19 protein-coding genes and 1 tRNA gene are annotated in these 20,646 nt (G+C 42.8%); 17 read left to right on the top strand and 3 right to left on the bottom strand.

The features are described 5' to 3' along the window. Positions 1-6: 6 nt before the first annotated feature. Together HPS56_RS02350 and HPS56_RS02345 are read left to right on the top strand one after the other, a co-directional pair. Positions 7-471 carry a MaoC family dehydratase gene (locus HPS56_RS02350; RefSeq protein WP_172273287.1) on the top strand — a complete coding sequence of 155 codons (465 nt, stop codon included), beginning with the start codon at positions 7-9 and terminating at the stop codon, positions 469-471. Positions 472-601: 130 nt separating this feature from the next. Beyond that, a complete protein-coding gene (locus tag HPS56_RS02345) occupies positions 602-1,021 on the top strand; it encodes a Fur family transcriptional regulator (RefSeq protein ID WP_172273284.1) in 420 nt (139 codons plus the stop codon). Between the two features lie 169 nt (positions 1,022-1,190). Here HPS56_RS02345 and HPS56_RS02340 read toward each other — a convergent pair whose 3' ends face one another. Both HPS56_RS02340 and HPS56_RS02335 read right to left on the bottom strand, forming a co-directional pair. Further along, on the bottom strand, positions 1,191-1,745 hold the full coding sequence (locus tag HPS56_RS02340) for a 30S ribosomal protein S16 (protein WP_172273281.1): 555 nt from the start codon (positions 1,743-1,745) through the stop codon (positions 1,191-1,193). 210 nt (positions 1,746-1,955) lie between these two features. Continuing rightward, positions 1,956-2,597, bottom strand: coding sequence for a lipocalin-like domain-containing protein (locus tag HPS56_RS02335; protein WP_172273278.1), 642 nt, complete (start codon positions 2,595-2,597; stop codon positions 1,956-1,958). Positions 2,598-2,752: 155 nt separating this feature from the next. Between HPS56_RS02335 and HPS56_RS02330 the strand changes: the two genes are divergently transcribed. The 14 genes from HPS56_RS02330 (at position 2,753) to HPS56_RS02265 (ending at position 18,402) form a co-directional block, all read left to right on the top strand. Further along, entirely contained in the window at positions 2,753-3,676 is a 924-nt protein-coding gene (locus tag HPS56_RS02330; protein ID WP_349665775.1) for a glycosyltransferase family 2 protein, read from the top strand. Between the two features lie 24 nt (positions 3,677-3,700). Beyond that, positions 3,701-4,018 carry an L-rhamnose mutarotase gene (rhaM, locus tag HPS56_RS02325; RefSeq protein WP_172273272.1) on the top strand — a complete coding sequence of 106 codons (318 nt, stop codon included), beginning with the start codon at positions 3,701-3,703 and terminating at the stop codon, positions 4,016-4,018. Positions 4,019-4,046: 28 nt separating this feature from the next. Then, positions 4,047-4,991, top strand: coding sequence for an NAD(P)H-dependent flavin oxidoreductase (locus HPS56_RS02320; protein WP_172273269.1), 945 nt, complete (start codon positions 4,047-4,049; stop codon positions 4,989-4,991). A gap of 39 nt (positions 4,992-5,030) precedes the next feature. Further along, complete coding sequence (locus HPS56_RS02315) at positions 5,031-8,792, top strand: DUF4922 domain-containing protein (RefSeq protein WP_172273248.1); 3,762 nt, start codon at positions 5,031-5,033, stop codon at positions 8,790-8,792. Positions 8,793-8,798: 6 nt separating this feature from the next. After that, complete coding sequence (locus HPS56_RS02310; protein ID WP_172273245.1) at positions 8,799-10,088, top strand: MFS transporter; 1,290 nt, start codon at positions 8,799-8,801, stop codon at positions 10,086-10,088. A gap of 903 nt (positions 10,089-10,991) precedes the next feature. Beyond that, entirely contained in the window at positions 10,992-11,498 is a 507-nt protein-coding gene (locus HPS56_RS02305) for a hypothetical protein (protein WP_172273242.1), read from the top strand. A 155-nt stretch (positions 11,499-11,653) separates the two neighbouring features. After that, positions 11,654-12,721: a dual-specificity RNA methyltransferase RlmN gene (rlmN, locus tag HPS56_RS02300; RefSeq protein WP_253952366.1), complete on the top strand. Its 1,068-nt coding sequence runs from the start codon at positions 11,654-11,656 to the stop codon at positions 12,719-12,721. Between the two features lie 95 nt (positions 12,722-12,816). Then, the gene (gene pdxA / locus HPS56_RS02295) at positions 12,817-13,989 is read left to right on the top strand and encodes a 4-hydroxythreonine-4-phosphate dehydrogenase PdxA (protein ID WP_172273239.1); all 1,173 of its coding nucleotides are present in this window, start codon (positions 12,817-12,819) and stop codon (positions 13,987-13,989) included. Further along, positions 13,986-15,011, top strand: a complete 1,026-nt coding sequence (locus HPS56_RS02290; RefSeq protein WP_172273236.1) for a lysylphosphatidylglycerol synthase transmembrane domain-containing protein — start codon at positions 13,986-13,988, stop codon at positions 15,009-15,011. Before pdxA ends, HPS56_RS02290 begins: the two co-directional genes overlap by 4 nt. 77 nt (positions 15,012-15,088) lie before the next feature. Next, on the top strand, positions 15,089-16,369 hold the full coding sequence (locus tag HPS56_RS02285) for a sigma-54 interaction domain-containing protein (RefSeq protein WP_172273233.1): 1,281 nt from the start codon (positions 15,089-15,091) through the stop codon (positions 16,367-16,369). 140 nt (positions 16,370-16,509) lie between these two features. Further along, positions 16,510-16,992, top strand: a complete 483-nt coding sequence (locus HPS56_RS02280; RefSeq protein WP_253952365.1) for an LptE family protein — start codon at positions 16,510-16,512, stop codon at positions 16,990-16,992. 52 nt (positions 16,993-17,044) lie between these two features. After that, positions 17,045-17,800: a DUF8458 domain-containing protein gene (locus HPS56_RS02275; protein ID WP_172273227.1), complete on the top strand. Its 756-nt coding sequence runs from the start codon at positions 17,045-17,047 to the stop codon at positions 17,798-17,800. Positions 17,801-17,804: 4 nt separating this feature from the next. Continuing rightward, positions 17,805-18,215 (top strand): preprotein translocase subunit SecG, encoded by a 411-nt coding sequence (gene secG, locus HPS56_RS02270; RefSeq protein WP_172273224.1) that lies wholly within the window; start codon positions 17,805-17,807, stop codon positions 18,213-18,215. Positions 18,216-18,328: 113 nt separating this feature from the next. After that, positions 18,329-18,402 (top strand) — tRNA-His (locus HPS56_RS02265). A 181-nt stretch (positions 18,403-18,583) separates the two neighbouring features. On the opposite strand, the gene pyk is transcribed toward HPS56_RS02265, so the two are convergent. Next, positions 18,584-20,020: a pyruvate kinase gene (pyk, locus tag HPS56_RS02260; RefSeq protein ID WP_172273221.1), complete on the bottom strand. Its 1,437-nt coding sequence runs from the start codon at positions 20,018-20,020 to the stop codon at positions 18,584-18,586. Between the two features lie 284 nt (positions 20,021-20,304). On the opposite strand from pyk, the gene HPS56_RS02255 reads away from it, so the two are divergent. Next, positions 20,305-20,580, top strand: a complete 276-nt coding sequence (locus HPS56_RS02255) for an HU family DNA-binding protein (protein WP_172273218.1) — start codon at positions 20,305-20,307, stop codon at positions 20,578-20,580. Positions 20,581-20,646: the final 66 nt, after the last annotated feature.

The following is a 20,646-nucleotide window of genomic DNA, read 5'->3' as shown; positions in this document are numbered from 1 at the left end:
CATAAAATGAGTAAAGTAATAATTAACAGTTATGATGAGTTTGCCGCACTTTTAGGCAAGAACATAGGTGTGTCAGACTATGTGGAACTCACCCAGGAGCGTATAAGCCTTTTTGCCGACGCAACTCTTGACCACCAGTGGATTCACGTGGATACGGAACGTGCGGCAGTTGAAAGTCCGTTCAAAACGACAATTGCCCACGGATACTTGACACTATCCATGCTTCCTTACCTATGGAATCAGATTATAGAAGTGAACAACTTGAAAATGATGGTGAACTACGGCATGGATAAAATGAAATTCGGACAGGCTGTAAAATCAGGAGAATCAATACGCCTTGTGGCAGACCTGCATTCAATCACAAACCTCAGAGGAACAGTGAAGGCTGAAATAAAGTTTTCAATAGAAATAAAAGACCAAAAGAAAAAAGCGTTGGAAGGTATCGCCACTTTCTTATATTATTTCAACTGAAAACATACAACACATCATATTGCCGGATATCCCGCCTGTAGCCATATCCGGCAATAAGATTTCTCAGATAAGAGAATAATGTTTCCTGTTCTATCTTTTACTTGAATAATAACAGACTTTAAATTAAAACATGGGAGAAAACAATATCACAGAACGTATGGAGGAAAAAGGTGTGAAACCGACATCAAACAGAATCCTTATAATGAAAACCCTAATAAAAGAAGCACGTCCGATGAGTCTGTCCGATATTGAGGAAACCTTACCCACAATGGATAAATCAAGCATATTCAGAGTACTTTCGCTGTTTCTGAAAAACGACATCGTACACTCTTTTGAAGACGGACGCGGAATTATAAACTATGAACTATGCACTCAAAAAGGAATATGCAATAATTCAGAAGCGCACATCCACTTTTACTGTAAGCTATGCCATAAATCATTCTGCATGAAAGACATACCAATGCACGACATAGAACTCCCACAAGGTTTTATTCCACATTCCGCATCATTTGTAATCAAGGGACTGTGTCCGGAATGCGCTGGAAGATAAATTCAATTATTACAGATGCAATATAAACAAATATGCAATAAATTCACGGGAACCATAATAAAAGGCAAACAACTGCTGCCTTAAGAATATTATTCCACGCAACAAATGTTTGCCTTGTTTTATACTAAATCTATTCAGGGGAATTTTAACTCTAATCCCTCCTAAAGACTTATTCTGCAACAGGTGCTTCTGTAGCCTCACCTTCAGCAGGAGCGGCAGCTTCCGCTGCTTTCTGTGCCTCTTCCTCTGCTTTTGCAGCAGCAATGGCAGCTTTCTTTTCCGCCACTTTCTTCGCTACAGCTTCGTTTATCTTCTTCTCTGCCTCGAGTTCTTTCTCATAAGCATCTTTCTTTACCTTTGCCACATTGTCACGCACTGCATCAAGTCCCTTTACCTTGTCTGCTTTCCATGCGTCAAACTTCGTCTGTGCAGTAGCTTCGTCAAATGCGCCTTTCTTTACACCGCAACGAAGATGCTTCATCAAATAAACACCCTCACGGCTAAGAATATTGCGTACTGTGTCTGTAGGCTGTGCGCCAATTTCCACCCAGTGAAGGGCACGTTCAAAATTCAAATCTACTGTGGCCGGATTGGTGTTGGGGTTATAAGTACCAATCTTCTCAGTAAATTTACCATCACGTGGTGCTCTTGAATCAGCGATTACGATACTGTAAAAAGCATAGTTCTTACGACCGCCGCGCTGCAATCTGATTTTTGTTGCCATTTTTAATTTTATTTTTAATTAGGTTTGAATTTAATGCCGCCAACTCGTGACAGCGGCTGCAAAGGTAGTCATTTTTTCGTATTATTTAAGGTAATAAACACACAAAACAACCATACAATGCTTTTTTTAACTCTTTTTATTTGTCAACGTACAAAAAAATAACTATTCAGCCATGTCTGTGCCGAATAGTTACACAAAAAACTATATGATTCACTTCTCGCGTTTCAGAGTTATACCTGCCTGCATGCCTTTAACGCTCTTCATCAAAGTCGCAACTGTCTTGATATTTGCATTGGAAGACTTATTACCTATTATCTGTACAAGATTCAGTAGTTTGGTTGCATCAGTAACGAACATGAGGTTGTCTCCTTCAAGCTGTGTCGTTATAGTTATGGTCCTGACACCAAGATAAGTGATATTCAAAACCGAATTCTTCACCTCCCATTTTCCTTTCATTGTTTTCTTGCCCAGCACTTCCGTGAAAGTACCGTCTTCATTAAAAGTAAACCGCAAGGCGCCCTCACTTATACCATATTTTCCTAATTGCTCCTGTAATTTCTTCTCAATCTTTCCCGCTGCCAGTTTTGCTCCGGCCTTAGCCAACAGATTGTCTGACTGAAACACTATCGCCGGCTCTGAATATATCCATGTCCCAACTATACTTTTCTTTGAAGCCTGCTTGTCTTTTGAAAACACAGATGTGAGGTTTGAAATCAAATCACCAGAACCGGCTCCTTCAGAAGAATTGCCGATGCCTTTCAAAATCTCACCTAAATCGATCTGTGCATTGGTTGAAACACAACACATAAGCATCACACATAATGTCAATGACTTTAATAATATTTTTTTCATTTCTTAAAATTTAAACCCCGGCAAAATTAATACCTATTTGCATAAAGGCCAAACTTTTTAGTATAAACTTTGCCTTTTATCATTTATTTTCGCTATTTTTGCACTACTATTTAACGGGTAGAGAAACAATAATCATACGAAACAGAAAATCACATATGACTGCCGGCCATACCAAGAACAGCATATCTATACTTCTGCCTACATATAATAATATGTGTATGAAAATGGTATACGACCTGCATATTCAGGCCGAGCATCTTTGCTTTTTAAGCCATGGGAGATTCTCTTACGAGATTATTGTAGCCGATGACGGTTCCACAAACAAAGATGCCATGAAGGCTAACATGGAAATAAACACCCTGCCTCATTGCAGATACATCATAAGGGGATACAATACAGGGCGTTCATGTATAAGGAACTTCATGGCACAACAAGCAAAGAATGACTATCTGCTGTTTCTGGACAGCGACCTTGCCATACCAGACCAGAGTTTCCTTAAATCCTATATTGAAAGCGAAGGAAACGATGTGGTATACGGAGGCATTACAATAGGAGGAAGCCATAAAGAATACAGAAACAACCTAAGGTTCCTTTATGAAAGGAAAGCGGAACCGGAACATACTCTTGAAAAACGGATAAAGAACAAGTATAAGGATTTCCACACAGCCAATTTTCTTATCAGACGCGACATTATGCTTGAAAACCTCTTCGATGAAAGATTCAAGAACTACGGATACGAAGACGTATTATTCGGGAAAAAGCTAAAACAGAATAAAATAAAAATCACGCATATACAGAATCCTGTATTGTTCGACAACTTCGAGACAAACGAGTCGTTTATCAACAAAAGCGAAGAGGGACTACGCACTTTATTCAGATTTAGTGAAGAGCTTAACGGATATACCGCCATATTGTCTCTCGTTGGCAAAATCAATAAAATACCAGCCTTGACAAATATCATAAAGCTTTGGCACAGGCTTTTCGGCAGAATGGAACGGGCATGGCTCACAGGCAACAATCCGAACTTGTTTATATTCAATCTATACAGATTAGGATATTTCCTGAACATAAAACAATAATCACTGACTAAAACAACAAAGACCATGAAAAGATTTGCATTTAAAATGATTCTTAAAAAAGGATGCGAGGAAGAATACGAAAAACGTCATGCTGCCATTTGGCCGGAACTTAAACAAATGATAAAGGACCAGGGAGTAAGCGACTACAGTATTTTCTGGGACAAGGAAACAAACATTCTCTTCGCTGTGCAGAAATGCTCTAAAGAAACAAACAGCCAGGACACGGCTAATGTTGACCCAATCACCCAGAAGTGGTGGGACATGATGGCAGACATTATGGAAGTCAATCCGGATAACTCACCGGTGACAATCCCGCTAAAGGAACTTTTTTATTTAGAATAAACATAATAACAAGACAACGGACCGATATATGAACAGAATTTGCAACTTGTTTGGTATACGCTACCCTATAATACAAGGTGGAATGGTATGGTGCAGCGGATGGAAACTGGCAGCAGCCGTAAGCAATGCCGGAGGCTTAGGATTACTTGGAGCCGGCTCCATGCATCCGGAAACACTTATCGAACATATACATAAAATAAAATCAGCGACAAATAAGCCGTGGGGTGTGAACGTGCCGCTTATGTATCCGGAAATAGACCGCCTCATAGACATTCTTATTGCAGAAAAAGTGGGAATCGTATTCACTTCTGCAGGAAGTCCAAAGAAATACACCGCAAAGTTTCATGAGGCAGGGATAAAGGTGGCCCATGTGGTGTCAAGCAGCAAATTTGCCCTCAAATGCGAAGAGGCCGGTGTTGACGCCATTGTGGCCGAAGGCTTTGAGGCCGGAGGACACAACGGACGTGAAGAAACCACCACAATGACCCTTATACCTCAAGTTAGGCAAACCACATCATTACCCTTGATTGCAGCAGGAGGTATTGGAAGCGGACAGGCATTTGCCGCCGCCACCGCACTTGGTGCCGACGGTGTACAGATAGGAACGATGTTTGCCCTTTCCGAAGAGAGCTCCGCATCCGAAGCATTCAAGAAAAGATGTATAAACCTTGATGAAGGCGACACCATGTTATGCCTGAAAAAAATCGCGCCGACACGGCTTGTCAAAAACCATCTTTATAACAGAGTGGCCGAGGCTGAGGAGCGCGGCGCTCATGCCGAAGAACTTAAAGAAATATTAGGCAAGGCGGCATCAAAACGCGGAATATTCGAAGGCGACACAGAAAACGGAGAACTTGAAATAGGACAAGTCGCATCTGCCATAAAGGAGATAAAACCCGTAAGTGAAATCATCAATACACTTATTGATGAATACGAAATGACAATATCAAAACTGAAAAGCCTTAGTTTCTAATCCACTTAGACAAACCAATAAAATATCCGAATATAGAATATGCGCTCAAAAATAGACTGTTTCCTGGCATGCGGAGATATAAATGAGACAGAATCAATAATAACCATGCTGCGTGACAGCAGAACAGTACAAAATATAAACCTGCTTGTAAACAAGCCATCCGGCCACAGCACACCGAACGGATGTTCGGAAATCACAGTGAAAGGACTTACAGACAGTGATACTATACGAAAAATATCCGAACACACAAATGCCGATTATGTACTGCTCAGTCTGAAAGCGACTCATATAGACATCGACATGCCGGCATTGTCACGCATGCTGCGCGTTGCCTACGACTCGGATGCGGCCATGGTCTACAGTGACTATTACTCAATGGAAGACGGAACATTGCAGCAACACCCGACCATCGACTATCAAGCAGGAAGCATACGCGACGACTTTGATTTCGGTTCTCTTGTCCTGATAAAATCAGAGCACATTCATAAATATGTCGAAACAAATACCGACACGAACTACCAATATGCCGGATGGTATGATTTAAGACTGTTTCTGAGCCGCAACGGAAACATATTCCATATCAACGAATACTTATATACAGAAGAGCAGATCGACCTCAGAGAAAGCGGAGTGAAACAATTTGACTATGTCAATCCCGCCAACAGAGAAGTTCAAAAAGAAATGGAAGACGTCGCCACGGCACATCTTGACGCTATCGGAGCAAAGATCGACTGTGTGTTCTGCAGAGTCCCTGACTTCACCGAACAGGATTTTCCCGTTGAAGCTTCTGTCATCATACCGGTCAGAAACCGCGAAAAGACGATCCTCGATGCCATAAACAGCGCACTGAGCCAAAGAACCGACTTCAAGTTCAACGTAATAGTCGTAGACAACCACTCCACCGACAACACTTCCAAACTTATTGAAAGCATCGCCGACCCAAGGCTTATACACCTGATACCCAAACGCAAAGACCTCGGCATCGGAGGATGCTGGAATATGGCTGTCAACGATGAAAGATGCGGGAGGTTTGCCATACAACTCGACAGTGACGACCTATACAGTTCGCCTGCCACCATACAAACCATTGTATATGCTTTCAGAAAGCAAAAAGCAGCAATGGTCATAGGCTCATACCGCATGTGCGACTTCGAACTTAACACACTGCCTCCGGGACTTATCGACCATAGGGAATGGACAGACGACAACGGTGCCAACAACGCACTGCGGATAAACGGGCTTGGGGCGCCACGCGCTTTCTTCACCCCATTGCTCAGACAAATACAGTTTCCAAACACAAGCTACGGGGAAGACTATGCCATCGGACTCATCTTCTCGCGCCGCTACCGCATAGGAAGAATCTATGACGAGTTATATCTATGCCGCAGATGGTCGGGCAACAGCGATGCCGCACTTCCCATAGAAAAGATTAACGCAAACAACCTGTATAAAGACCGGCTACGCACTTTGGAAATATCGGCACGCCGGCAAATGATGACGGGAAAGACCGACATTATGGCCGACAGTCCTCTCCACAGGTTCTTCTACAGACAGATTGAGACATGGGAAGAAGCAAGGATGCGTTACCGCGACATGCACAACATACAGACAAAAGAGCTTTCCGGAGACACATTCAGCATAATCGCACAACACAATCCGGCAAGAATGGTGTCGACAGGAGCAAGCATCAACAAAAACGACATATCGCAAAGACCATGCTTCCTTTGCGAAAACAACCGTCCGGAGGTACAGGCCAAAAGAGTCATTGACAACCGTTTTGACTTATTGGTTAACCCTTACCCCATACTGCCCACCCATTTCACCATTCCGCTGAAAACACACAGTCCGCAACAGATTTACGGATATTACGATGAGATCCATAAGATTCTTGAAGAATATCCTGAAATCACAGTATTCTACAACGGACCGAAATGCGGAGCGTCGGCTCCCGACCACGCCCACTTCCAAGCCGGTACAAGCGGAGTGCTGCCGTTGCAGCAGAGTTGGGCGAGATTAAGCCGCAACCTTACACCGATAATAACTATAAACGAAAGTGAGGGTATATGGATTGTAAGCGATTACCCGTGCGCGGCACTTGTAATAAAAGCCCATTCCTCCGATACCTACGGCCAGTTGTTTACAAGACTGTATCATGCGCTACCAATTAAAGAGGGTGATACGGAACCCATGATTAACATTGTGGCATGGAAAAACAGCAACAATTTCATTACAGTGGTATTTCCAAGGAGCAAGCACCGTCCGGAATGCTACTACAGCAATGATGACACACAATGTCTGGTAAGCCCCGGAGCCCTTGACATGGCCGGACTTCTTGTGATGCCGCGCAAAGAGGACTTCAACAAAATCACCGTAGAAAGAGCGTCAGGAATATTGAAAGAAGTATCACTTACAGAAAGTGAGATTGATTCAATCGCCGAAAAGATAAAAGAAGGCATTGAAAATAAAAAATGCCGTGTATCATACACGTGCGAGCCGGAAGTAAAAGTCGGCATAGTAAACGGACAGAAAATAACATTCTCGCTTAATGCTCCATACATGGCCAAGGGAGAGACCATAAAAGGCGAACAGATTGTGGAGTTTTCAGAAGGAGGCATATTGTGGAACGGATGTCAATACCGTGAGCTGACATTCACGCCCTTGTCGGCAGACGCTTCCTTCTCACTGCATGAAGTCACCATAGGTAAGGATTTTCATTGGGAACGCAAGGAGACACAGGTTTTCAACGGCACTTTGAAACTGGTTGTAGAGGCAGACAACATCATTGCAATAAACGAGTTGCCGGTCGAGAGCTATCTCACAAGCGTCATATCCAGTGAAATGAAAGACACGTCGTCGATAGAACTGCTCAAGGCTCATGCCGTAATATCAAGAAGCTGGCTGCTGGCTCAGATGGAGAAACGCAAGCACCTGACACAAGGAGACCAGAACGACTTCTTCTCTTTTATAAAAAAAGACGATGAGATAATCAGATGGTACGACCGTGAGGACCATACGATATTTGACGTCTGCGCTGATGACCACTGCCAACGCTATCAGGGCATAACAAAAATAAACAACCCCCATGTGATAAAAGCCATTGAGGAAACACGCGGACAGGTGCTTTCATACAACAATGAGATATGTGACGCACGTTTCAGCAAATGCTGCGGAGGAGCGACAGAGGAGTTTCAGTTCTGTTGGGAAAACACACCCAAACAATATCTTGCCGCAATACGAGATACAGCCGAAGGAGGCAGATACGACCTCACAAAGGAAGAAGACGCGGAAAAATGGATATTGGGCACCCCCGACGCTTTCTGTAATACTCATAACGGAAAAGTATTGTCGCAAGTGCTGAACGACTACGATCAGGAAACGGCTGATTTCTACAGGTGGGAAAAAGAATATACCCAAGAGCAGCTTTCAAGCCTCATCAACGACAAACAAAAAGATGATTTCGGAGATATAAAAGACCTGATACCGCTGGAAAGAGGGAAAAGCGGACGTATAAGCAAATTAAGAATAACCGGAACAAAGAAGGAACTCACCATAGGCAAAGAACTTGAAATACGCCGTACTCTCAGCGACACCCATCTGTACAGCAGCGCATTCGTGGTAGAAAAGGCATCATACGACGACAACGGAATACCCCAGAAGTTCATTCTGCACGGAGCCGGATGGGGACACGGTGTAGGATTATGCCAGATCGGAGCGGCAATGATGGGTGAAAACGGATTCAACTACAATGAAATATTGCTGCACTACTACAGCGGAGCTGAAATAACAAAGCTTTATAAATAACGTCTGATGAAACACACAACACCGTGGGCATGGGTGCCTACACTATACTTTGCGGAAGGAATACCCTATGTTGCCGTAATGACCATATCACTCATTATGTACAAACGTCTGGGAATGTCTAACGCAGACATCACCCTGTATACCTCCTGGCTGTACCTGCCATGGGTAATAAAACCTTTCTGGAGTCCGTTCATCGACCTTATCAAGACAAAGAGATGGTGGATTACGGCAATGCAACTGCTTGTAGGCGCGGCGCTTGGCGGGGTGGCCTTCACAATCCCCACTTCGTTTTGGCTTCAAGGCACGCTATGCTTTTTCTGGCTCATGGCATTTTCGAGCGCGACACACGACATTGCCGCCGACGGGTTCTATATGCTCGGTCTGAATGAGCGGCAACAGTCGTTATTCGTGGGAATACGCTCCACATTCTACCGCATTGCGACCATATTCGGACAAGGGCTGCTTGTCATGATTGCAGGGAATCTGGAAGTACTCACAAGAAACATCAGATATTCATGGAGCATTACATTTTATTTCATAGCCGGAATGTTTATAGCATTATGGCTATACCACAGCTATATATTACCACGGCCGGCGGAAGACAATGAACATGACAACATCACGGCATCAGGCATGAACAAGGAACTTTGGCAAACCGTAGTAACATTCTTCCGCAAGCCTCAGGTAATGACCGGTATTTGCTTTATGCTATTCTACCGCATGCCGGAAGGGCTGCTTGCAAAAGTATCGGCTCTTTTCCTTGTCGACGCCCCTCATAACGGCGGATTAGGTCTTTCTCCAGCCGAATACGGTCTTGTCCAAGGCACGGTGGGAGTCGTCGGACTGACACTGGGAGGTATTATCGGAGGTGTTGCGGTAAGCGACGGGGGCCTGAAAAAATGGTTATGGCCAATGGTCGTAGCCATCACGCTGCCGGATATTGTATATGTATATCTCAGTTATGCCATGCCTTCAAATCTTCTTATAATAAACACATGCGTATTGGTGGAACAGTTCGGATACGGTTTCGGATTCACCGCTTATATGCTATACCTTATATATTATAGCCAAGGCGAACATAAAACATCCCACTATTCCCTATGCACGGCATTTATGGCTTTATCGATGATGATACCCGGTCTCTTTGCCGGAGCCGTCCAGGAGGCGGTAGGCTACCGCATGTTCTTCATAATAGTAATGGCCACATGTGCAATAACATATATCGTATCTGCCTTCTTGAGAATAGATGAGAACTTTGGAAAAAAGACATCAGAAAAATCTGTAGAGAAAGAATAGACTGTCCCGCAGTCTTTATATGAAAGCCACAGCTTTTACGTCAACAGAAGCAAAATCACACGGAATACCCCTCGGACCGGCATGCTGAAAGCCGGAACACAAATCCGACGGGTATTCTGTTTTTTATATATACATTTCATTGAAAGCAATGCCGGCAACGCCTATTCTGTAATAAAAATTCACGCCAAAGACAAACATCACTCCAAGCAAAAAGCATAAGACACGCAACACATTGAAACACAATATGTTAGCGGTTATCCCAAATATACCAAAAATGAACAGGCTATTCACGCTTCATGAATAGGCCATTCTCGACCGATGAACATGCTATTCATCGAGCATGAATAGCATGTTCATTGAAAAAGAATTTTATACACAGTCCAATATGTAAATAGATTTCAAAAAAAACATTTCTGAATGGATAATAACGAGGTCGTAGGAATAAAGACAAGCTTGCTCAGGCATTGCCATGAAGAGAAAAACGCGTATGAATATGAATGATAAAATCTGCGACTGATGCTCCACTGCCAAACACGTCCCATAAAAACAGACACATAATAATAAAAAATAAGCAGCGTAAGTTTCACAACCAAGCTGCTTTTTATCTTTTAATGATAGATAGTATTAATAATGGAAAAGAATTCTTAAATCTCCATAAGATGTATAAATTCTATTTTTCTAAGACATTGTAAAGGTATATATTATATTTGATATAACAAAATAATTTGAGAGAAAAGACGCATTTATATACTGTTTTTTCACATAACAAGCAACGAAAACAATATAAATGGCATAATAATGTATGCTTATCGTAGGGAATTCCCTATGCTATTATAGGATTATTTCCTTTCATAATATGATTATTTGGATTATCTTTGCAAACAAGAACCAAACATTTACGTTATGAAGAAACTATACACTTACATTACATTACTGATTATGGCTGTTCTCACCGTAAACACGCTCTCAAGCTGTCAGGACGATGATGCAGACCAGGCTTACGACTTAAACGGAATATGGCAAGGCACAATACGCGGTGACTATTACTCAGACCGTTTTAACAGCCGCAGAACGGAATGGATCACGGAAATACAGTTCAGACAAGACGGGGCTTTCGCAAAAGGAGGAGTCGGAACAGAGTATGATTATTGCAGATACACCGGTGAGGAATCCTGGTCGACATTTGACTGGGAAGTAAGAAACGGAATGATATACATGTACTTCCATGAAGACCACTACCGTATCATAATACGCGACTATGAACAATACTCAAACTGGAGAGGACAGTTCTTCCGTGGGTACTTTGACGATTACAGAACAGGACAGAGCATCGCTTCCTTTGACCTCTACAAGGTGGACAATTGGACCGACTTTGCAAAGAAACACAAGACTTACGAAATTGAAAAATAAAAACATGTGATGTGTGTCTAAGACGGCTTACCAGAGAAACGGTCTCAGACACACATTACTTTTTATATACATTCTACAAATCACCGGATGTCAATTTGACAGTCATTTATTTGGTTATAAGCATCATTTACTGTAACTTTGCAAATTAAACAACAATGCAGAATATGCAGGATTCAAAAGAAAATGCAAAGAAAGTACTTCTTGGAATGACTCTCGACGAGCTTAAAAACGTTGTCGGGGAACTGGAAATGCCAGGATTCACCGCCAGCCAAATAGCACGTTGGCTTTATGTGTCACACGTAAGAAGTATTGACGAAATGACTGACATATCCATTAAAAACCGGTCAAGACTCAGCGAAAAATATAAAGTAGGAGCCTTGTCGCCTATAGAAAGCATGCATTCGAAAGACGGAACCATAAAATATCTGTTTCCCACTGAAAACGGCAAATTTGTAGAAACCGTTTTCATTCCTGACGGCGACAGAGCCACCTTATGCGTATCCTCACAAGTGGGATGCAAAATGAATTGCATGTTCTGCCAGACAGGGAAACAGGGATTCGAAGGCAACCTCACGGCAGCGGACATATTAAACCAGATATATTCTCTGCCGGAGCAGGAGCAGCTTACAAACATTGTTTTCATGGGACAAGGCGAGCCAATGGATAATTTAGACAATGTATTAAGAGCTACAGACATTCTGACTGCCGGATACGGATACGCATGGAGCCCGAAAAGAATAACAGTCAGCAGCGTTGGGATAAAAAACAAACTGAAACGTTTTCTCGATGAAAGCGAATGCCATATAGCAATAAGCATGCATTCACCGATTCATGAACAACGTGAAATGCTGATGCCGGCAGAAAGACAAATGACAATAAAAGAGGTGGTGGAACTTCTAAAACAATATGATTTCACACACCAACGAAGGGCCTCATTCGAATACACGATGTTTGACGGTCTGAACGACACGACGCTTCACGCACGCGAGATTGTAAAACTTGTAAGCGGGCTCGAATGCCGCTTCAACCTAATAAGGTTCCACCAGATACCAAATGTGGAACTGCATGGAACCGACAACAAGAAAATGGAGAACTTCCGCGACTATCTTACAAAACATGGAATATTCACAACCATAAGGGCAAGCCGCGGACAGGACATATTTGCTGCTTGCGGACTATTAAGCACCGCAAAGAAAAAGAAGACCGAAAATGATTTCAAATAACAAGACCGAAAATTAAAACAAGCGTAAAAAACGAGAAATACAGGAAACGGCATAGGCCGTATTCATCAACATACTAACAAGAAATAATAAACCCGATGGAAAATAAGAAAATACGCGTGGCCATCACGCATGGCGATACCAACGGCATTGGCTACGAGGTGATACTGAAGACATTTGCAGACCAGGAGATGCTGGAACTGTGCACACCGATTATATATGGCTCGCCCAAAGTCGCAGCTTATCACAGAAAAATGCTGAACCTGCAAACAAACTTTACAATAATAAACAATGCGGAAGAGGCCGTAGATGGCAAACTAAACATGCTTACGACATTTGAAGAAGACGTGAAAGTAGACATGGGAATATCTTCAAAGGAAGCAGGAAACGCCGCATTGAAAGCCTTGGACAGAGCCATGACAGATTATCGTGCAGAATTATACGATGTGCTGGTGACTGCCCCTATAAACAAAAACAATATACAAAGCGACCTTTTCAACTTCTGCGGACATACAGAATACATTGAAGACTGTCTTGGCGAAGGAGACAAGGCACTTATGATTCTTATGAACGACAGCCTGAGAGTGGCTCTCGTAACCACCCATCTTGCAATAAAGGATGTGGCAGAAGCGATAAACAAAGAAATAATTGTAGAAAAAGCAACAATATTACACAAATGCCTTAAGCGCGACCTGCGTATATCAAACCCGCGTATTGCCATATTGGCACTGAACCCGCATGCCGGTGACAACGGACTTATCGGCACGGAGGAAAAAGACATTATCATTCCGGCAATAAGCGAACTTGAAGAAAACGGAATACAGGCATTCGGCCCCTACCCTGCCGACGGACTCTTCGGCAGCGGCAAATACACAAAATTCGATGCGGTTCTTGCCATGTATCACGATCAGGGACTTGCCCCGTTCAAGGCACTGGCCGCAGAAAACGGCATCAACTACACAGCCGGACTGCCTGTAGTACGCACATCACCTGACCACGGAACGGCATACGACATTGCCGGAAAGGGTGTAGCTGACGAAAACTCGTTCCGACAAGCGATATACACAGCCATAGACATATTCCGCAACAGAAAGGAATACGATGCGCCAATGAAGAACCCGCTGCCTAAGCTATATCATGAGAAAAGGGATGACAGTGAGAAAACAAGATTCTCCATTCCACGCCCTAAGGATATGTTCAAGAAGGACGACAACAAACAATACGGCAGACACAATCAGGCACCGACAGACACGGAAACGAAAAAAGAATGAACAAAAAATACCAAAACGGGTTTTTCATCTTCGGCATTGCCGTATTGACGCTGATGGTGAGCCAGCTCGATTTCACCCAAGTATGGGACGGACTGCAAAGAGCCGGATACTGGTTCTTTGCAGTGATAGTCTTGTGGATGTTCCTGTACATATTCAATACAGGAGCATGGTACATCATTATAAACAGCACGGTAAATGGCGACAAGAGCAAAGAAGAAACAACAGACAATATCGGGCAACATACTAAAATAAGCTTCTGGTGGCTGTACAAAATAACGGTAAGCGGCTTTGCACTCAACTATGCCACACCCGGAGGACTTATGGGAGGAGAACCCTACAGGATTATGTCGCTCACACCGAAAACCGGCACGGAAAAAGCCTCTTCATCCGTGATACTGTATGCCATGACACATATATTTTCCCATTTTTGGTTCTGGCTGCTGTCTGTCATACTGTACATCATCACACAGGAAATAAGCATTCCTATCGGAACCCTCTTAGCCGCAGTGGCCGCATTCTGCATCATCGCAATATGGTTTTTCATAAAAGGATACAAGAAGGGAATCGCATTCAGATGCATGAACATACTAAGCCACTTTCCCATGATCAGACGATGGGCAAGCGGATTCATCGAAAAGCATAAGGAACAGTTAGACAACATCGACTCACAGATCGCCGCACTTCATAACCAGAACCGCAAGACATTTATCAGTGCCGTGATGCTCGAACTCGCATGCCGCATTATCTCGGCACTCGAAATATATTTCATTCTACTTGTAATAACTCCGGACGCGAGCTATCCGCAAAGCATACTAATCCTGGCCTTCACCTCCCTATTCGCCAATATGCTCTTCTTCATGCCATTACAGTTAGGAGGTCGTGAGGGAGGTTTTCTGATGTCGGCAAAAGGACTGGCCCTGACAGCAAATGCCGGAATATTCGTCGCCTTAATTGTAAGGCTACGTGAACTTATATGGACCGCGATAGGACTTCTTATGATAAAATTCGACAAGAAAAGATAAAGAAATCCACAAGTTTTATTAAAATATAGGCATCAAGAGCCACGTTATCGGATAAAATATGTAATTTTGTAAGCAAAATGAAGGAATCCGAACTTCAAAATATAAAACAAAGATACAACATCGTGGGCAACTGCGAGGCGTTGAATCATGCACTCGATGTCGCATTACAAGTGGCACCGACAGATCTTAGTGTGCTTATAATAGGAGAAAGCGGTGTGGGAAAAGAAATAATCCCTAAAGTCATCCATGACAATTCTCCACGAAAACGTGAAAAATATTTTGCCATAAACTGCGGCTCCATTCCGGAAGGAACCATAGACAGCGAACTGTTCGGACACGTGAAAGGATCATTCACAGGTGCCATAAATGACAGCCCAGGATATTTTGGAGTGGCAGACAAAGGCACACTGTTTCTTGACGAAGTGGGCGAGCTTCCAATTGCCACACAGGCAAGATTGCTACGCGTGCTCGAGACAGGAGAATACATTCCGGTCGGAGCGACAAAGGTAATGAAGACCGACGTAAGAATCGTTGCAGCAACAAATGTCAACATACGCAAGGCTATAAGCGAAGGCAGATTCCGTGAAGACCTTTATTATCGTCTGAACTCAATACCTATACAAATGCCGCCGCTAAGAGACAGAGGCGAAGATATAATCCTACTGTTCAGGTTATTCGCCATGCAGATGGCGGAAAAATACAGAATGGAGAAAATTGTCCTCAGCGAGGATGCAAAAAGTATACTCATGAGATATAAATGGCCGGGAAATGTAAGACAACTTAAAAACATTACCGAACAGATATCGATACTGAGCACCGAGAGAAACATCAGCGCACAGATTCTGGCGAAATTCATCCCCCAGGATACGGAAAGCACCCAATTGGCAACGATACAACAGGGTAAGGACCGAAGCTTTGAAAACGAAAGGGAAATTTTATATAAGATTCTCTTTGACCTGAAAGGAAACGTGAATGACTTAAGAAGAGAAATGGCCATGCTGAAGAAACAGCTTGAAGAAAACCAGGCCGCAAAAATAATAAACGACAACATAGAAAGCAGCACGTCAATCCAGACAACGATACCGCAACACATACAGCCTGCCGTACACCACACCGAAATACAACAGGGCGGCATGTATCTGCACAGGCACGACAAACCGATAACAGAAGACGCCGTGGCGGAAGAGTATGTGGAACCGACAAAAGAACAGGAGAACCTGAATCTCAACGACATCGAGAAGCAGATGCTCATAAAAGCCCTTGAGAAAAACAACGGAAACAGAAAGAAAGCAGCCAACGAACTTGGAATTTCCGACAGGACTTTATACAGAAGAATAAAACAATACGGACTTGAATAGGATGGATGACGCATAACCAACCAGGATATGCCGGTAATTCACGAATTCTACAAAAAATGGACAAGAGGCACAATACACATATTATAAAATACATCAGAACAGAACGGCACCGACATTCCCTGTTTGTGTCTTTTTGGACTATGCTTATAAGCCTCATACTAAGTTCATGCTCCGTATCATACAAATTCAACGGTGCAAGCATAGACTATTCAAAAACAAAAACAATACAGATTGCAGACTTCCCGATAAGGTCAAGCTATGTATGGGGACCGATGGCCAGCATATTCAACAACCAATTAAAGGATGTATATGCCAACAACACGCGCCTTATACTTGTGAAAAGAAACGGAGACATGAAAATAGAAGGGGAAATAACGCAATACAACCAACGTAACAAAGCCGTTTCAAGCGAAGGATACTCCGCACAGACGGAGCTTTCAATGACGGTCAACGTAAGGTTTACAAACAATGCAAACCATTCCGAAGACTTTGAAAGACAGTTCTCCGCACAGGCAAGTTATGAAACGACACAGTCACTCAACTCCGTGCAGGAAGAGCTTGTAACGCAAATGGTAAAGGAAATAACAGACCAGATATTTAACGCGACGGTGGCAAACTGGTAGTTTGTAAAAACGACAAAACAAATAAGCAAGAAGGTAACAAGGCTATATCATTATGGAAATAACAGAGCTGATAAAACATCCTGAACAACTCGACCGCGATACACTCTATGAGTTGCGTTCGATGCTTGCGCTGTATCCGTATTTCCAGACTGCCAGACTGCTCATGCTCCAAAATCTTTATCTCCTGCACGACCCTTCATTCGATGAGGAATTAAGAAGAGCCGCAATATACATTACAGACAGAAACATCATATTTCAACTGGTAGAGGCCGCACATTACAAACTGAAGCCAAACCAGCAGAAATCTCCGGAGAAAAAGAATCCGACAGCAGGCAACGACAACAGAACGATATCGCTGATAGACAGTTTTCTCGATACGATACCTCACAACAACGGGGAAGAAAAGAAAAAACGCAAACCCACACCCGCAGACGCAGCAGTGGACTATGTCGCATACCTAATGGAAAGCGAAAGCAATCAGGAAGAAGAGGAAGAAAAGACACCTCAACTGAAAGGACACAGCCTGATAGACAGTTTCATTGAAAACGACAAGGGGAAAATCATACTAAATGAAACACCGGAATATATCCCGCAAATTTCAGACCAAGGCAATAAAGATGAAAAAGACAACGATGAAGGCATTTTTACAGAAACCTTGGCCCGCATATACATAAAACAAGGAAGATATTCAAAGGCACTGGAAATAATTAAGCGATTAAGTTTGAATTATCCAAAAAAAAATGCTTACTTTGCAGACCAAATTCGTTTCTTAGAGAAATTGATAATAAACAGTAATAAACAAAAATAGTAAAATGTACACACTTTTAGTAATTCTTATCTGCATCGCAGCACTGCTTATGATTGGCATAGTGCTGATTCAGGAGTCAAAAGGCGGTGGACTGTCATCCAGCTTCGCCTCTTACAATCAAATTGGCGGTGTCCGCAAGACAACCGACTTCATTGAAAAGACAACATGGGGATTGGCAGTAGCAATGGTTGTCATCAGTATTGCATGCGCATACGTTGTCCCTCAGGCCACAACCAACATTTCTGTAATGGAAGGTGTTGAAAACCCAACAACAAACCCGAACAATCTTCCGGGATTCGGAGCAAGCAAAACCAATCCGGCAACACCCGCAGCAAACGGTAACCAAAAAGCAGAACCCAACAAGGGCGGTGAAAACAATGCTGCAACTGAAGCTGCAACAAATCCAGCAAAGTAATTTAAGTAATTTCACACTTAATTCTAAAAAGATGTAAAAAGGTACGTAAATTATTTGGCCATTTAAAATAAAATACGTACCTTTGCACTCGCTTTAAAGAAGCAAGAAACATGGTGGATGTAGTTCAGTTGGTTAGAGCGTCAGATTGTGGTTCTGAATGTCGTGGGTTCGAGCCCCACCACCCACCCAGGAAAAGCCCTGCAAATCGAAAGATTATGCAGGGCTTCTTGTTTCTAAAGGCTTTGCAATCAGAAACCCTTTACATTTTATGCGGCTCAGTAGCAAATTAGCCGAGCAAAAAATAACACAAAAGGCGTATTGCCACCGCTTTCGATATGCAATACGCCTTTCTATGAGACGGTCAAAACCTATTGAGGCAAATGAAATTTATAAGACTTGTCAAACACCTCTCTCACTTTATTTATTTCAAGGAAAGTTGTTCCGCCACCGGCTCCAAACGAGCCGCTCAGATATGCAATCTTGTCATCAAGACATATATACCCTTTCTGACGAAGCATTCTCACAGCCGCAACAAACAAATCCTGAGATGATATATGCTCCTTCTGATAGACAGGGGTAACCCCATAACTCAAATTCAGCCAACGCTGCAATTTCTCATTATAACATATAGCAAGCACAGGATTCGGCCCCCTGAATGCAGCAAGGATACGTGCGGTCTGTCCGGTGGAACTATCTGTTATGATACCTTTCACACCCATTATCTCGGTTGCCTCGATGGCACTGTGAGCCATAAACTCACGCACATCACAATCAGGACTCAAAGGTATGTGAATATCATTCTCACGATATTTATCCTTCTCTGCCTGCTCTGCAATCTGAGCCATTGTCCTTATGGCCTCCACCGGATACTTTCCGCTTGCGGTCTCACCACTCAACATCAGTGCATCCGTACGGTAATATATAGCATTGGCAATATCCGTCACCTCGGCACGTGTCGGTCGCGGGTTGTCTATCATCGTATGAAGCATCTGAGTAGCAACAATCACCGGCTTCTTTGCCTGCACACATTTACGGATAATCTTACGCTGTATACCCGGAATACACTCTATCGGCACTTCTATGCCCAAATCCCCACGCGCAATCATTATACCATAAGATGCCTCAATTATCTCGTCTATATTATCGACACCTTCCTGATTTTCAATCTTGGATATTATCTTGATATCACTCCCGCGCTTGTCAAGAACAGCCTGCACCGCCATCACATCGTCCGCACTGCGCACAAAAGAGTGGGCAATAAAGTCGATATCCTCGTCTATCGCAAGATTTATATTCTGTATGTCTTTTTCCGTAAGCGCAGGGAGATCGATATGAACTCCCGGCACGTTGACACTCTTACGTGACCCGAGCATGGCATCATTCTGTACCTGTGCAATTACAGCCGGGCCGTTAATTCCTATAACCTTCATACTCAACGCCCCGTCATCGAAAAGAATATCATCGCCAATATGAATATCATTGGCAAAATTCTGGTATGAAAGATTTATAATATCATGTTCGGTATCCATTCCCGGACGCCCGAATATTTTTACCACATCACCCGTCTTATACGGTATTGGGGCCTCACAACCCGTTGTTCTTATTTCAGGCCCCTTAGTATCTATCAATATTCCAATATGATTCGATACCTTACGTGTGTTTCTGATAATCTCCCTTATTCCATCAGGAGTCGCATGGGCGGTATTCATACGTATGACATTCATTCCTGCATCAAAAAGCTGACGGATGAACTCAACACTGCATCTGCGGTCGCTGACAGAAGCTACAATCTTTGTCTGTTTCATATTTAAGTCTGTTTTATGCAGTGCAAAATTACATTTTTTCCATGATATACAGAAAAAAACATACCATAAATGAAACATTGTACTGTCAAACGACATACGCGATGTCAAAAAATACAGTATAGGTTTAAAAGACTCATACAATTGCACATTATCTGATACATGAAATGAAGTTTTTAGAAAAAAAAGCAAAATAAATTTCCGTGTAACGCTGAAAATCAGTATCTTTGCACTCCAAATTGAGGAATTATAAGAATACTATAACTTTAAAATATATAAAATCAGAAATGACTAAAGCAGATATCATTAACAAGATTGTAGAGGATACAGGTCTTGCGAAGAAAGATGTTGCGGCTACAGTGGAAGCCTTTATGGAAGAGGTACGCCAAAGCCTGTCTGTGAAAAAAGAAGATGTGTTCCTTCGTGGTTTCGGCAGTTTCATAGTGAAACACCGTGCACAGAAAACTGCACGTAACATTTCCAAAAATACAACAATCGTAATAGAGGCGCATGACTATCCGGCATTCAAGCCGGCAAAGAGTTTTATTGCAAAAATGCAATAGACACATTTGAAACAATAAACATCAGTAAATATAACAACAATTTAAATTTTTAAAGCTATGCCAAGC

The sequence above is a fragment of the Xylanibacter muris genome (genome assembly GCF_013166605.1).
Lineage (GTDB): Bacteria > Bacteroidota > Bacteroidia > Bacteroidales > Bacteroidaceae > Prevotella > Prevotella muris.
The sequence above is the reverse complement of the archived record's forward strand: the minus strand, read 5'-3'. Positions and strand labels throughout refer to the sequence as shown.